General features: G+C 72.3%; 11 protein-coding genes and 2 pseudogenes. 9 read left to right on the forward strand and 4 right to left on the reverse strand.

Going from position 1 to position 13,376, the window contains the following annotated elements:
- Positions 1 to 297: 297 nt before the first annotated feature.
- From V6U79_RS02370 to V6U79_RS02380, 3 genes and pseudogenes are all read right to left on the reverse strand, one after another.
- Entirely contained in the window at positions 298 to 1,764 is a 1,467-nt protein-coding gene (locus V6U79_RS02370) for a recombinase family protein (RefSeq protein ID WP_334613393.1), read from the reverse strand.
- Positions 1,741 to 1,979: pseudogene (locus V6U79_RS02375) on the reverse strand (magnesium chelatase domain-containing protein); the annotation flags it as partial. The pseudogene V6U79_RS02375 and the gene V6U79_RS02370, both read right to left, overlap by 24 nt.
- Before the next feature lie 34 nt (positions 1,980 to 2,013).
- Positions 2,014 to 2,373 (reverse strand): annotated as a pseudogene (locus tag V6U79_RS02380) (YraN family protein).
- A 172-nt stretch (positions 2,374 to 2,545) separates the two neighbouring features.
- On the opposite strand from V6U79_RS02380, the gene V6U79_RS02385 reads away from it, so the two are divergent.
- The 8 genes from V6U79_RS02385 (at position 2,546) to V6U79_RS02420 (ending at position 11,204) form a co-directional block, all read left to right on the forward strand.
- Entirely contained in the window at positions 2,546 to 3,517 is a 972-nt protein-coding gene (locus V6U79_RS02385; RefSeq protein ID WP_334613299.1) for a hypothetical protein, read from the forward strand.
- Between the two features lie 284 nt (positions 3,518 to 3,801).
- Positions 3,802 to 4,677 (forward strand): 30S ribosomal protein S2, encoded by an 876-nt coding sequence (rpsB, locus tag V6U79_RS02390; protein WP_334522954.1) that lies wholly within the window; start codon positions 3,802 to 3,804, stop codon positions 4,675 to 4,677.
- Positions 4,678 to 4,817: 140 nt separating this feature from the next.
- A complete protein-coding gene (tsf, locus tag V6U79_RS02395; protein ID WP_334522957.1) occupies positions 4,818 to 5,645 on the forward strand; it encodes a translation elongation factor Ts in 828 nt (275 codons plus the stop codon).
- A gap of 156 nt (positions 5,646 to 5,801) precedes the next feature.
- A complete protein-coding gene (pyrH, locus tag V6U79_RS02400) occupies positions 5,802 to 6,569 on the forward strand; it encodes a UMP kinase (RefSeq protein WP_334522960.1) in 768 nt (255 codons plus the stop codon).
- An 80-nt stretch (positions 6,570 to 6,649) separates the two neighbouring features.
- Positions 6,650 to 7,207, forward strand: a complete 558-nt coding sequence (gene frr / locus V6U79_RS02405) for a ribosome recycling factor (protein WP_334522963.1) — start codon at positions 6,650 to 6,652, stop codon at positions 7,205 to 7,207.
- 308 nt (positions 7,208 to 7,515) lie between these two features.
- Positions 7,516 to 8,814 carry a phosphatidate cytidylyltransferase gene (locus V6U79_RS02410; protein WP_334613394.1) on the forward strand — a complete coding sequence of 433 codons (1,299 nt, stop codon included), beginning with the start codon at positions 7,516 to 7,518 and terminating at the stop codon, positions 8,812 to 8,814.
- A 104-nt stretch (positions 8,815 to 8,918) separates the two neighbouring features.
- The gene (rlmN, locus tag V6U79_RS02415) at positions 8,919 to 10,070 is read left to right on the forward strand and encodes a dual-specificity RNA methyltransferase RlmN (protein WP_334522966.1); all 1,152 of its coding nucleotides are present in this window, start codon (positions 8,919 to 8,921) and stop codon (positions 10,068 to 10,070) included.
- 21 nt (positions 10,071 to 10,091) lie between these two features.
- Positions 10,092 to 11,204: a DivIVA domain-containing protein gene (locus tag V6U79_RS02420; protein ID WP_334613300.1), complete on the forward strand. Its 1,113-nt coding sequence runs from the start codon at positions 10,092 to 10,094 to the stop codon at positions 11,202 to 11,204.
- Between the two features lie 87 nt (positions 11,205 to 11,291).
- Here the strand turns inward: V6U79_RS02420 and V6U79_RS02425 are convergent, their stop codons facing one another.
- On the reverse strand, positions 11,292 to 11,513 hold the full coding sequence (locus tag V6U79_RS02425; protein ID WP_334613301.1) for a DUF2631 domain-containing protein: 222 nt from the start codon (positions 11,511 to 11,513) through the stop codon (positions 11,292 to 11,294).
- A 234-nt stretch (positions 11,514 to 11,747) separates the two neighbouring features.
- On the opposite strand from V6U79_RS02425, the gene V6U79_RS02430 reads away from it, so the two are divergent.
- Positions 11,748 to 13,328 (forward strand): Rieske 2Fe-2S domain-containing protein, encoded by a 1,581-nt coding sequence (locus V6U79_RS02430; RefSeq protein WP_334613303.1) that lies wholly within the window; start codon positions 11,748 to 11,750, stop codon positions 13,326 to 13,328.
- Positions 13,329 to 13,376 lie beyond the last annotated feature (48 nt).

Consider the following 13,376-nt stretch of genomic DNA (forward strand, 5'->3'; position numbering starts at 1 on the left):
GACGCCGCCGTCACACCTGCGCCGAGCACGGCATCGAGGCCGTGTCGGCCATCCAGGGTGCCGGCCTGACCGCCCATCGCGCGTCGATGACCAGCGGCCTGCAGCGGGTCTGCGGGCACGTGCACTGCTTCCGCACCGGGTCGTTGAGGCCTACAGCGACGCCGTCGTAACCACCCCCGGCAGGCGGTCGTTCTGGCGGAGGAGGCTGGCGTGCCGGTCGGTACTGCCCACCGCTGGATCCGCGAGGCGCGGCAAAGCGTCACCTTCCGCTGGCGCGAAAGGGGCGCGCGGAATAGGTCAGCTCCTCCAGGCGATCTTGACCGTCGAAGGGTCGAAGTAGGAGCTGCCCGGCGTCCAGCCCAGGGGGCGGCCCTTCTTCGTGCGGTGGATCCTGACCGTCATCAACGTGTCGACGACCGCCCGCCGGCGGTGTAGGTCCAGTCCGTCCCACGCCGCACCGGCGTCGGCGGCGCCGATCAGCCCGGCCAGCCCGGCCAGCGCGTCACCGTGGCCGGCGATGGCCAGCTGGTCCTCTACCTCGGCGAGCCGGGCGCGCAGCCGCTCGGAACCCTCGCGCAACTGTCGGACGTCGATCGCGCCATCAGCGTACGCCGCCGCGAGGCCATCGAGGCGCTCCCGCAGCGCGGAGGCGTCGAGATGGAGCGCGCCGGAGTCCGGGCGGCCTGACGCGGAGAGTAGGTCGACCACGTCAGGCCGTGACAACCGCTCGACGACCACCGCGCCGACGTAGGCGTCCAACTCGGCCGCGTTGCGGCTGACGCATTTGCCCACCTTGCAGGTGTAACTCGCGACGCTCCGGCTTTTGGTGGCAACCAGCGTGGCGCGCACCGGTGAACCGCACACCCCGCATAGGGCCAGGCCTGAGAGCAGCCACCGGCGGGCCGAGGACCACTGCGTGCGGCGGCTCGAGTGGGTCAGCGCGGACACCAGTGCCCGCCACCGGTCCTCGTCGACGAGCGGCGGCCACGCGGCCGGACCGACCACCTCGCCGCGGTGCTCCCGAAGGCCGGCGTTGCGGGCGCGCAGCAGCACCTTCCGCAGCTCGTTCGGTGTCCACGGGCGCCCGGTTGAGGTGAGCAGCCCGCACGCGTTCATCTCGGCGGCGTGACCGCGCAGGCTGGCGCCGGACAGGATCGCGTCGGTGGCCTTGGCGACCGCTCCGGCCTCATCCGGCCGTAGGGTCACGCCATCCGGCTCATACCCGTACGGCCGCCGGCCGCCCGCCCATCGGCCGTCCGCCGCAGCTTGCAGCTTGGCGCGCTGCTGGCGCTCGACCTGGTGCTCCACCTCGTATCGGGCGACCACGCCGAGCTGGCGCGCGACCATGCGACCGCTCGGCGTGCTCAGATCCAGCGGGCCAGCCTTGACGGTGAACGTCGGCACCCTGCGCGGCTCACAGGCTGAGATGTACTCCTCCAGCTCTGTGGGGGAGCGGTGCAACCGGTCGGTGTGCCATGCCAGCACGGCGTCGACCCGGGCCGCCGCGATGTCATCGAGCATCCGACGATAGGCCGGACGCGGCTTGCCGCTGTACGCCGATAGATCGTTGTCGCTGTAGACCTGCGCTACGGTCAGCCCGTGCCGGCCGGCCAGCTCGCGGCAGTCCTGCTCCTGCCGGGCCACGCCGAGGCCACCTCCCTCGCGGTCACGGCTGATCCGAACGTAGATGGCGGCTCGCGTCATGACGCTGAGCATGGCACATCTTGACGTTCGCCAGGCGAAGGCTGAGCCGTACTTGGGCATCGTTGCCGGCAGCAGGTTGAGGGTGATCCGACGGTTGGGCCAGTGCTGGCCCGAGTTGACGATGGCGGCCCGGACCCGGTCCCGCGCCTCGTGCAGCACGCGGGCAGCCCGGAGATGACCACCGCAGGCAGCCCCGACGCGAGGTCGGCCTCGACCTCGACGAGGTGGCCGGTGACCCCGACCAGCCCGACGCAGAGCACCTTGGCGTAGCTCACCGGGCCGCCTCCCGGGTCGCGGTCCGGCCGGTCATCAGAACGCCCCCTTGAGGTGCTCGACCCGGGCCGGGCCGGCGGTGGGCAGCCGGACCGACAGGACGTCGAAGCGCACCTCGTCGGCGGTGGTGCCGCGTCTCGGCGAGCCAGCGGGCGGCCAGGCCGCGCAGCCGGCGGGCCTTGGCCGGGACGACCGCCTCGGCGGGGCTGCCGTAGCCCTCGGTGCGTCGGGTCTTCACCTCGCAGAAGGCGAGCACCGGGGCGTCCAGGCGATGATGTCGATCTCGCCGTCCCGGCAGCGCCAGTTGCGGGCCACCGGGCGCAGCCCGGCTCCGATCAGGTGCCGTACGGCGCACCGCTCGCCGTACGCGCCGACGGCCTGGTTCCGCTTCGTCATGCCGGTCAGGGTGGGCGGTCACCGGCCGGCCGTGTCGTCCCCGACGTCCCGGCTGTGGATGACGGCGCGGCCTGTGGTGGACGACCGGACGATCATCCCGGTCCTGTGCTATGGCCCGGTCACCGACCGGCGCGAATGGCGCCGGCCGGGGCGGGTCGCATACGGTGCCGGCGTGGACGCACGACGGAGCTATCCCGATGATCAGGAGTCGCGCTGGTACCCCGCCGGACGGGAGCGCGGGTATGACGAACCGGAGTGGCGGGGCGCGGCCGACTCCCGCTTCGGCGACGACGAGTTCCGGATTCCGGACCAACGCGTCGCCGAGGAGGGCCGCTACGGCGACTCCACCGGAGGCGGCGGCCGGTACGGCGATTCGGGACGCTTCGGGGCGGGGGACCCGTTGAGCGGCTCTCCGGCCGACCCCGACGGATACCGCCCGGCCCGCTCGCGTCGCGCCGAGCCCGATGAGCCGGCCCGCTCGCGTCGCGCCGAATCCGATGATCCGGATGTCTCCGGCGAGCTGCCCACCGGCCGCCCGGGCCGGCGGGCGGCCCGGGAGTCCACCGCCGACCGCCTCTCCACCACCGGCGCGGGCCCGCTCGCCGGCCCCGACCGGCTCGGCGCGTCCGGCGCCGGCCCGCTCACCGACGGCGGCGCGGACCGGTCCGAGCCGACCCGACCGGCCCCGCTGGGCGGCTACCCGATCGTCGAGCCGAGCCGGCCCGCCGAGCCGGCCCATCCGCTGGAGATGCCGACCGGTCCGATGGTCCCGGTGGCGCCCCGCCCGGACGCGATGCCTGGCCCGGACGGGACGTACCGGGCGGGTGGCGTCCCCTCCGACGGCGTCTACCGGACCCGGCGGCCGGCCCTCGCCGTACTCCTGGGGCTGTTGGTCCTGGTCTTCGAACTCCCGGCGCTGCGGGTGCTGGTGCACGGCCTGACCGCCGACCCGGTGCCGGCGTCCCACGTCGTCGTGGGCACCTTCCTGGTCACCGGGCTGCCGATCTTCGCCGCCGGCCTGTACGGGCTGCGCACCGGTGGTCTGGCGATGGCCGACGGGGCGCGGGGCTGGCTGCGCCCGCCGACCGCCTACCTGACCGTCGGTCTGGTCCTCTTCGTCGCCGCCGCGCTCGCCGCCGGCTGACCCAAAGCCCCCGATCCGACGGTCGGCGAGCCCCCTCGCCGTGCGGCAGGCACGAACGGGCCCCTTCCTCGCACCCGAGGGTCGACGGGCGGGGAAGGGGCGTACACTGGGCGACTGGCGACCGCCTCGTGCGGTCGACCTCGCGCGCCCTCTCCACGGTTCGTCGTGGGGCGACGGCCTCCCTGGTCCCGATCTTGGTCGGGCCCACCATGGCCGGCGACCAGGCGCCAGGACGCCCGGCCACCGGTCGGGCGTGACAACCAGGGATCTTGAGGAGTACCCCCATGGCCGTCGTGACCATGCGTCAGCTGCTGGAGAGCGGTGTCCACTTCGGGCACCAGACCCGGCGCTGGAACCCGAAGATGAAGCGCTTCATCATGACGGAGCGCAACGGCATCTACATCATCGACCTGCGCCAGACCCTCGACTACATCGAGAAGGCGTACGACTTCGTGCGCAACACGGTGGCCGAGGGCGGCAGCATCCTCTTCGTCGGCACGAAGAAGCAGGCGCAGGAGGCCATCTCCGAGCAGGCGACCCGGGTCGGCCAGCCGTACGTCAACCACCGCTGGCTCGGTGGCATGCTGACCAACTTCCAGACGGTGTACAAGCGCCTTCAGCGGATGAAGGAGCTGGAGGCCCTGGGTGACCTGACCGGCACCGCCGCGGGTTACACCAAGAAGGAGACCCTGCAGCTCTTCCGCGAGAAGACCAAGCTCACCAAGACCCTCGGTGGTCTGCGGGACATGCAGAAGCTCCCGGCCGCGATCTGGGTGGTCGACACCAAGAAGGAGCACATCGCCGTCGACGAGGCCCGCAAGCTGGGCATCCCGGTGATCGCGGTGCTGGACACCAACTGCGACCCGGACGAGGTCGACTTCCCGATCCCGGGCAACGACGACGCGATCCGCTCGGCCGAGCTGCTGACCCGGGTCGTGGCCGCCGCCGTCGCCGACGGTCTGATCGCTCGTTCGGGCCGTCGTCGGGGCACCGACGAGAAGCCGGAGCCGGGCCAGGTCGGCGCCGACGAGCCGCTGGCCGAGTGGGAGCGCGAGCTGCTCGAGGAGCCGAAGAAGGCCGACGAGCAGCCGGCGCAGGCTGAGCCGGCGCAGGCTGAGCCGGCGAAGGCCGAGCAGCCGGCGGCTGTCGCCGCGGAGTGACCGCAACCGTCGCGTCCCCATCGTCCGGTTCTTCTCCGACGGTGGGGACGTGGCGGGTACGCCGGGCACATCCGGTCCTGATCCGGGTAACCGGCACCTCAGACCAACCCACCGCAGTCTCCAACACCGAAGAGAGAGTCATGTCCAACTTCACCGCCGCGGACGTCAAGAAGCTCCGCGACCTCACCGGCGCCGGCATGATGGACTCCAAGAAGGCGCTGACCGAGGCCGAGGGCGACTTCGACAAGGCCATCGAGATCCTGCGCGTCAAGGGCGCCAAGGACGTCGGCAAGCGCGCCGGCCGGACCGCCGCGAACGGCCTGGTCGCCCACTCCGGCAAGGCGCTGCTCGAGCTCAACTGCGAGACCGACTTCGTCGCCAAGAACGACGCCTTCATCGCGCTGGCCCAGCAGCTGGTCGAGCACGGCGAGCGCAGCGGCGTCGGCACCGCCGAGGAGCTGCTGGCCAGCTCGATCGACGGCAAGCCGGTCGCCGACCTGATCCAGGAGCAGTCCGCCAAGATCGGCGAGAAGCTGGTGCTCAACCGCTTCGCCAAGCTGGACGGCAACACCGCCGTCTACCTGCACCGCAAGAGCCAGGACCTGCCCCCGGCCGTCGGTGTGCTGGTGGAGTACTCCGGCAAGACCGACGAGGCCGGTGACGCCGACGCCCGTGGGGTCGCCATGCAGATCGCCGCGATGCGGCCGAAGTACCTGACCCGCGACGAGGTGCCGGCCGACGTCGTCGAGTCCGAGCGGCGCATCGCCGAGCAGACCGCCCGCGAGGAGAACAAGCCCGAGGCGGCGCTGCCGAAGATCGTCGAGGGCCGGGTCAACGCGTTCTTCAAGGACTACGTCCTGGTCGAGCAGTCGTCGGTCGCCGACAACAAGAAGACCGTGAAGCAGATGCTGGCCGAGGCCGGCATCGAGGTGACCCGCTTCGTGCGGTTCGAGGTCGGCCAGGCCTGAGCCGCCGGACCGGGCGCGTGACGCCCGGCGGGTATGAACGTCGACGAGGAGGCCCGGTGTACGTGACAGGCACCGCGGCCTCCTCGTCACATAGGGTCGGCAACGGCAGGTACGCGGTACGCGGCGCGGACGACGTGCGCGGGAAGGGCGGGGCGGATGACGCAGGTTGTGAGTGACCGGAGCCTGGAGGCGGACGACCCGACGGCGCCACCGCCCGGGCGGGCCCGCCGGGTGGTGCTGAAGCTCTCCGGTGAGGTCTTCGGCGGTGGCGCGATCGGCGTCGACCCGGACGTCGTGCAGGGCATCGCCCGGCAGATCGCCACCGTGGTCCGCCGCGGGGTGCAGGTCTCCGTGGTGGTCGGCGGCGGCAACTTCTTCCGCGGCGCGGAGTTGCAGAAGCGCGGCATGGACCGGGCCCGGGCCGACTACATGGGCATGCTCGGCACGGTGATGAACTGCCTCGCCCTCCAGGACTTCCTGGAGAAGGAGGGCATCGAGACGCGGGTGCAGAGCGCGATCACGATGGCCCAGGTCGCCGAGCCGTACATCCCGCTGCGCGCCATCCGGCACCTGGAGAAGGGCCGCGTGGTGATCTTCGGCGCGGGCGCCGGGATGCCGTACTTCTCCACCGACACCGTCGCGGCCCAGCGCGCGCTGGAGATCCGCGCCGACGTGGTGCTGATGAGCAAGAACGGGGTGGACGCGGTCTACACCGCGGATCCCCGGATCGACCCGACCGCCAGCAAGCTGGACTCGATCACCTTCTCCGAGGTGCTGCGCCGCAACCTTCGGGTGGCCGACGCGGCGGCGTTCAGCCTCTGCATGGAGAACGGCCTGCCGATGCTCGTCTTCGGCGCGCAGGGCGACGACACGATCGTCCGGGCGGTCGGCGGTGAGAAGATCGGCACCCTGATCACCGCCTGAGCGGCCCCGCCGGAGCAGGCGGTCCTCCGGCCCGACACCAGCACAGCCCACGACGAGCACAGAAGGAGGCGAGGAGACCGGTGATCGACGACACCCTCCTCGAGGCCGAGGAGAAGATGGAGCGTGCGGTCGAGCACGCCAAGGAGGAGTTCGGCGCCATCCGCACCGGTCGCGCCAACGCCGCCATGTTCTCCAAGGTCATCATCGACTACTACGGCACGCCCACTCCGCTGCCCCAGATGGCATCCGTCGGCGTCCCCGAGCCGCGCATGGTGATCATCAAGCCGTACGACAACTCGCAGATCAACGCCATGGAAAAGGCGATCCGCGACTCCGACCTCGGCGTCAACCCGAACAACGAGGGCAACCAGCTGCGCATCCTGCTCCCGCAGATGACCGAGGAGCGCCGCCGCGAGATGATCAAGGTGGCCCGGCACAAGGGTGAGGAGGCCAAGGTGGCCGTCCGCAACATCCGCCGCAAGGGCAAGGAAGAGCTGGATCGGATCGTCAAGGACGGCGAGGCCGGCGAGGACGAGGGTCGGCGCGCCGAGAAGGAGCTGGACGACCTGACCCAGCGCTTCGTCGCCACCATCGACGAGCTGGTCAAGCACAAGGAGTCCGAGCTGCTCGAGGTGTAGTCGCCCGGACGGGACGTCCCGTCGAGACGACACGAGGCCCGCCCCCTGCCCGGGGAGCGGGCCTCGCTCCGTTCGCCGCCGGTGGCAGGTGGGTGCCGGCACCGGGCCGGCCGGGTGCCGGCGGGGCTCGTCCGCCGCCCCCGGCGGGCCCGTGCAGTAGGCTCGGCACGATTCCCGGCCACCGCGCGGTGAACGGCGGGGATCGGCCGGCCGCCGGGCCGGTCAACCGACGGACTGTCACGCGTGTAGGGGATGGCTTTGGTCTTGCGTCATGTGGCGGCACTCGCACCGTTTCCGCTCGGTGCGTGATGTCCCACCCCGACCCCTACGGCAGCCCTGAGCCTCGCGGCTGGGACCGGCCCGAGCGCCCACCCGCGCTGCCCTGGCCCGAGCGCGACGTCGAGCCCACCGGCCCGTGGAGCCGGCTGTCCGGCGCGGACCTGTACGCCGGGCCGCAGGCCCGTCCCCGGCCGCACGTCCACCACGACGAGCCCGTCGGCGACCCGTACGGCGGGCCGGGCGACGACGCCGACCGCCACGACGCCGACCGCGACCCGCGCTACGACGGGCACCGCGAGGACCGGTACGACCGGCCCGGCCCCGCGTGGCCGGTGCGCGACGACGACGTACCCACCTCCTCGCTGCCGCCGGTGCGCGACGACGACATGCCGACCTCGCAGTTCCCCCCGGTGCCCAAGGAGCCGGAGCCCGAGCCGCAGCGGCCCCCGGGCCGGCGGCGCGGCCGACGCCGGGCCAGCGCGGACCGGCCGGCCACCGGCCAGTCGGCGCCCAGCCGGGCCGGTCGCAACCTGCCCGCCGCCATCGGGGTGGGCCTCGGGCTCGGCGCGCTGATCCTGGTTCCGCTCTTCTTCTACCGGCCGGCGTTCCTGGCCGTGGTGGCCGCCGCGGTCGGCGTCGGCATCTGGGAGATGGCCCGCGCGGTACGCCGCAGTGGCGCCCACCCGCCGCTGGCGCCGCTGGTCGCCGGTGGCGTGCTCACCGTCGGGCTGGCCTGGTTCGCCGGCCCCGACGCGCTCAGCCTGGGGCTGCTGGTCACCGTGCTCGGCACGATGATCTGGCGGCTCGGTGACGGCCCCGCCGGTTTCCAGCGGGACCTCACCGCCGCCACCCTGATCGCGGTCTACGTGCCGTTCCTCGGCGGGTTCGCCGCGCTGCTCGCGGCGGTGCCCGACGACGGGCACCTGCGGGTGCTGCTGACCCTGGTCGCGGTGGTGCTCTCCGACACCGGCGGGTACGCCGCCGGGGTGTCCTTCGGCAAGCACCCGATGGCCCCGTCGATCAGCCCGAAGAAGTCCTGGGAGGGCTTCGCCGGTTCGGTCGGCGCGGCGGCGGCCGGCAGTGCCCTGCTGATCTGGCTGCTCTTCGACGTGCCGCCCTGGTGGGGGGCGCTGTTCGGGGTCGCGGTCTCCGGCGCGGCCGTGCTCGGCGACCTCGCCGAGTCGATGATCAAGCGGGATCTCGGCGTGAAGGACATGAGCAACCTGCTGCCCGGGCACGGCGGCCTGATGGACCGGCTCGACTCGATCCTCTTCGCCGTGCCGACCGCGTATCTGCTGCTGGCGGTCTTCGTGCCGGTGGTGGGCTGAGGCATGAATCACGCCCCGTCGTCCGCGTGGTCCGCCCGGTGGGGGGCGATTCGGGCCCTCCGGCCAGGTACTTCCCCGTGCGGGCGTGTCAGACTGGACGCGCCATGACGAGCCTGCCGCTGATCCCCGTAGACCCTGACGCCGCCGGGCGCCGACCCTCGATGCCGCCCCGCCACCTCGCCGACCTGGACCTGCCGGGCCGGCAGGCGCTCGCGACCGAGCTGGGGGAGCCCGCCTTCCGCGCCAAGCAGGTGTCCCACCACTACTTCGGCCGGCTGGTGCGCGACCCGGAGCTGATGACCGACCTGCCGGCGGCCACCCGGGAGCGGCTCGCGGGGGCGCTGCTGCCCACGCTGCTCAACCCGGTACGCGAGCTGGCCTGCGACGACGGCGCCACCCGCAAGGCCCTCTGGCGGCTGCACGACGGCTCGCTGGTGGAGAGCGTGCTGATGGGTTACCCGGACCGGGTGACCGTCTGCATCTCCAGCCAGGCCGGCTGCGGCATGGCCTGCCCGTTCTGCGCCACCGGCCAGGCCGGCCTGACCCGCAACCTCTCCACCGCCGAGATCGTCGACCAGGCGGTCTACCTCGCCGGCGTCGCCGCCTCGGGTGCGGTGGCCGGCTCGCCGCCACGGCTGTCGCACGTCGTCTTCATGGGCATGGGCGAGCCGCTGGCCAACTACTCGCGGGTGATCGCCGCGATCCGTCGGCTGGTCGCGCCGGCCCCGGAGGGGCTCGGCCTGTCGCAGCGGCACATCACCGTTTCCACGGTCGGCCTGGTTCCGGCCATCCGCCGACTGGCCAGCGAAGACCTCTCAGTGACCCTTGCGCTGTCGCTGCACGCGCCCGATGATGATCTGCGCGACGAACTCGTGCCGGTCAACCAGCGCTGGAAGGTAGCCGAGGTGCTGGACGCAGCATGGGACTACGCGGCCCGGACGGGACGCCGCGTGTCGATCGAGTACGCGATGATCAAGGACGTGAACGACCAGCCGTGGCGGGCGGACCTGCTCGGGCGGCTGCTGGCCGGCAGGTTGGCCCACGTGAACCTCATCCCGCTCAACCCGACACCCGGCAGCCGCTGGGACGCGAGTTCCAAGCCGGTCGAGCGGGAGTTCGTCCGGCGGCTGCGCGAGGCCGGGGTGTCCACCACGGTGCGCGACACCCGGGGGCGCGAGATCGACGGCGCGTGCGGGCAGTTGGCTGCCGCCGCGGACAGGGACACCGACGCGCCGCGCGGGCGTGACCGGGCGTAGCGAACGAGACCAGGAGACATAGTGGCGAGTCAGGGTCAGCGTTTCCGGCGAAAGGCGCTCCGCCGGGGATACAAGGTCGACGAGGTGGACGCCTTCCTGGACCGGGTCGAGGCGACGCTCGCCGGCCAGCCGGTCGGCGCGCCCGTGGCCTCCCAGGAGGTCCACGACGTCGTCTTCCGCGTCCGATTCAACGGCTACGACGAGTGGCAGGTCGACCTGCACCTGGACCGGGTCGAGCGGCAGCTCGCCGAGCTGGAGGAGCGGGGCGGCCTCGGGCGCAGCGGCGACCTGCGGGGGTCGGCCGACCGGCTCGGTCCGCCCCCCATGCGTGACGACCCCCGGGGCCTCTCGCCCGTTCCGCAGCCGATGCCGCCGCGCGCGATGCCGGCCCAGGCCGGACCGCCGAACCCCTACGGCAACCGGTACGACGAGCCGACCGGCGCCTACGCCGGCGGGTACGACGCCCCCCGTGGCGGGTACGACGCCCCGCGCGGCCCGGCCGGCCCCGGCCCCGGTGGCCCCGGCCCGGTCGGTCCCGGCCCGGGCCAGATGGGTCCCGGCGGCATGGGTCACGGCGGCCCGCCGCCGCGCGGCCTGCCCGCCGGTCCGTCCGGGTACGGCCAGGAGCCGACCGGGTACGGCCAGGAGGAGCCGCGGTTCGACGGCTTCGAGGCCGGCCGACACGGGCGTACCGACATGACGGCCGAGATCCGGATGCCCGAGCGGGAACTGCGCGACATGCGGGGCCGTGGTCCGGCCGGTCCGCCGCCCGCACCGCCCCAGCAGGGTTTCGGTGGCCCGCCGATGGCCGGTCCGCCCGCCGTGGCCGGTCCGCCGGTCGGTGGTCCCCCGATGGTGGGTCCGCCGATGGCCGGTCCGCCCGGCAGCGACCTCTACCGGGTCGACCAGATCCGCCGCAGCTTCCAGGTGCGCCGGTTCGGCAGCGGGTACGACCCGGACCAGGTGGACCGGTTCTTCGAGACCCTGCTCGGCGGCATGCAGGGCCGCAACCCGATGCCGGTGAACCCGAAGGACCTGGACACCCTGCGCTTCGGCCTGGTGCAGGGCGGCTACTTCGAGGCCGAGGTCGACGCCGCGCTCAAGGACGTGCAGGACATCCTCTTCGGCCGCTGACCGGCGCGACGAGGACCGATGTGACGAAGGGCCCACCCCCGAGGGGGTGGGCCCTTCGCCCGTGTCCGGTCCGGCGCGTCGGTCGGGTCAGGAGCGCAGGCCGTTGCGGCGCAGCACGACATCGCCGACGACGATCGCCAGCAGCAACGCGGCCAGGCCGATCAGCCAGATGTTCTCGACCCTGCCCTCGTGGTTGCCGCACAGCATCGCCAGCAGCGCCAACGCGGAGAGCACCGCGCCGATCCGTCCGGACTTGCGGTGCCCGGGCTTGTGCTGATCTGGCGCGGTTACCGGCTCGCTTCCTGCCACTGTCGGTCCTTCCCTCGCGATCGGATCTCCGGTTAGTCTGGCACGTCCCGCGCGGGGCCCGGCGCAGGGTCCGGCCTGATCGGGGTACGCGGGCGAGGGCGCCGCCGGGCGGCCGGACCGATGGTCCCGCCCGGGGCGGGCGCGACGGCTCTACCGGCGTCGCGGACCGGCGACCAGACTGCCTCCGGTAGCGTTCTGACGTACACCTTGTTTGTCGTCTTGAGGGGGACTGCGGTGCGAGTGACCGGTACGGGACATGCCAGCATGCGGATCGACACGGCCGCGGGCAGCATCCTGTGCGACCCGTGGGTCAATCCGGCCTACTTCGCCTCGTGGTTCCCCTTCCCCGACAACTCCCTGCTCGACTGGGACACTCTCGGCCAGGTCGACTACCTGTACGTCTCGCACCTGCACCGGGACCACTTCGACGCGGCCCACCTCAAGCGGTACGTCTCCAAGGACGCCACCGTGCTGCTCCCCGAGTTCCCCACCTCGGAGATGGAGGACGAGCTGCGGGCGCTGGGCTTCACGAAGTTCCTGAAGGCCCCGAACGAGCAGGTCGTGGAGCTCGACGGCGGCCTGAAGATCATGATCCAGGCGCTGACCAGCCCGACCGACGGTCCGATCGGGGACTCCTCGCTCTGGGTGGAGTACGACGGGGTGCGGCTGCTCAACCAGAACGACGCCCGCCCGACCGACCTGAGCCTCTTCGCCGAGCTGGGCCACGTGCACGCCCACCTGCTCCAGTTCTCCGGCGCGATCTGGTATCCGATGGTCTACGAGCTGCCGCAGGCGGCGAAGACCGCGTTCGGCAAGCAGAAGCGGGACCGGCAGTTCGACCGCACCTGGCGCTACATCGACGACCTGAAGGCCGACCACGTCTTCCCGATCGCCGGCCCGCCCTGCTTCCTCGACGACGCGCTGTGGCAGTTCAACGACATCCACGGCGACGAGGGCAACATCTTTCCCGACCAGTCCGTCTTCCTGGCCGAGTACGCCAAGGTCGGCGGCACGAACGGGATCGTGCTGCTCCCGGGCAGCGTCGCCGAGGTCACCACCTCCGGCGCCAGCACCACCCACCCGGTGCCGGTGGAGGAGTTCTTCGCCAACAAGGTCGCCCACCTGGAGGAGATGCGGGAGCGGAAGCGCCCGATCATCGAGGCGGAGAAGGCGTCGTGGCGGCACCCCGAGGTGGACGTGCTGGGCGAGATGAAGCGCCGGATCGAGCCCCTGCTGGACGAGTCGATCTACCTGGCCAAGGGGGTCGGCGGCCCGGTCCGCTTCGACCTGGTCGGCTACGACGGTGAATCGGTCGAGTCGATCGTGGTGGACTTCCCGGGCAAGGAGGTGCGCCCGTACGCGGACGAGAAGGTGCGCTACCGGTTCCGTACCGAACGGGCGCTGATCGAGCACCTGCTGCACATCGGCGAGGTGGACTGGGTCAACTCGCTCTTCCTCTCCTGCCGTTTCTCGGCGGCCCGGATCGGCCAGTACAACGAGTTCGTCTACGCCTTCTTCAAGTGCCTGTCCACCGAGCGCCTCCAGTACGCCGAGGGCTGGTACGACGAGCACGAGCGGGCCGTCGACGCCGAGGACATCACCCTGGACGGCTGGGTGGTGCAGCGGCGCTGCCCGCACCTCAAGGCGGACCTGAGCCGGTTCGGCATCGTCGAGGGTGACCAGCTCACCTGCCAACTGCACGGCTGGAAGTTCGACATGCCCAGCGGCCGTTGCCTGACCAGCGTCGGCCACAAGATCCGCGCGCACCGCGCCGACGCCGACACCCCCGCCCCCGCCGGAGAGGCGCTCAGCTGATCCTCCGCCCCCTTCCCGATCATGCAGTTGTGGTGGGCCACAAAGGCC

The organism is Micromonospora psammae (assembly GCF_036902725.1).
In the GTDB taxonomy this organism is placed as follows: Bacteria; Actinomycetota; Actinomycetes; order Mycobacteriales; family Micromonosporaceae; genus Micromonospora.

Excerpts from the sequence above, each read along its gene's own strand:
- V6U79_RS02370 (WP_334613393.1), bottom strand. The coding sequence starts at position 1,764 with ATGCCCAAGTACGGCTCAGCCTTCGCCTGGCGAACGTCAAGATGTGCC.
- rpsB (WP_334522954.1), top strand. The coding sequence starts at position 3,802 with ATGGCCGTCGTGACCATGCGTCAGCTGCTGGAGAGCGGTGTCCACTTC.
- tsf (WP_334522957.1), top strand. The coding sequence starts at position 4,818 with ATGTCCAACTTCACCGCCGCGGACGTCAAGAAGCTCCGCGACCTCACC.
- pyrH (WP_334522960.1), top strand. The coding sequence starts at position 5,802 with ATGACGCAGGTTGTGAGTGACCGGAGCCTGGAGGCGGACGACCCGACG.
- V6U79_RS02410 (WP_334613394.1), top strand. The coding sequence starts at position 7,516 with ATGTCCCACCCCGACCCCTACGGCAGCCCTGAGCCTCGCGGCTGGGAC.
- rlmN (WP_334522966.1), top strand. The coding sequence starts at position 8,919 with ATGACGAGCCTGCCGCTGATCCCCGTAGACCCTGACGCCGCCGGGCGC.